This window comes from Gordonia sp. DT219 (genome assembly GCF_049847065.1).
Taxonomy (GTDB): Bacteria; Actinomycetota; Actinomycetes; order Mycobacteriales; family Mycobacteriaceae; genus Gordonia.
Window position 1 is genome coordinate 1 of record NZ_JBNCNR010000062.1, and the last position, 848, is coordinate 848.

General features: G+C 58.3%; 2 pseudogenes. Both read right to left on the minus strand.

Going from position 1 to position 848, the window contains the following annotated elements:
* Positions 1-324, minus strand: a pseudogene (locus tag ACPXB3_RS22390) (hypothetical protein); the annotation flags it as partial.
* Positions 324-848: pseudogene (locus ACPXB3_RS22395) on the minus strand (toxin glutamine deamidase domain-containing protein); the annotation flags it as partial. The pseudogenes ACPXB3_RS22395 and ACPXB3_RS22390, both read right to left, overlap by 1 nt.

Sequence of the window (848 nt, forward strand, 5' to 3'; positions counted from 1 at the left end):
ATGCACCACACCCCGCACCGGCTCCCGATCCACCACCAACACCAACGCATCAAACAACCACAAAGGTACCGGAAAATCACGACGAAACTCCTCCACTACATCATCGAATCGCTCCATATCCGTCATCGAGATTTCGGTCGGCCGACCGTAGATCTCCTCGCACCCCACCCACGCCGTATCCGTGCCGGCGCTATGGCCAGGGCTGAAATGCTCAATCGACATATATCGATCCCACGGCCCCTCTGCCAGGTGCCCGGTGGCATTCACCACAATCTCCGCAAGCTCCGAACCCAATTCGCGTAACAGATCTTCCAACTCAGCCATCAATGTACGCTCCTCTCTGCTGCCGCAACCATCGCCAGAATCTGCTTCTTCAAGTACTGGCGCTTATAGCCCTGCGATGAGTTATTAGCGAATTTCTGCTTCAGTTTGACATCCTTGAGTAACACGTTTGACTTCGCCGAGTACGCCTTGCCGATGACCGAAATCTTTTCCGGCCTCTCCCCCACAACTGGCGCTTTCAGCTTAATCGCGACATCTATGCGCGCCCCGTATCGGGCGAAGTCGGACCGCTCGTTTTCCATCACCCGATACGGCACCATGTTGAAATGCCCGTCCTGGGCGAACATGTTGCGCAACCCCTGGGCCAGCACGAACCGGAACCCGAACACATGCCCACCCTGATCGCCCTCGAACACCTCCTGCACCCCCTGCCCCGACGCAGCAATCCGCTGCGCGGTTACTTCCGCCGACGGCCGATCCACCCGATCGAACACCTCACCGATCACCACCTTGCCACCCACCGGCACCTCCAACCCGTTCTCCCCGACCGCCGTGATCAACGTCAA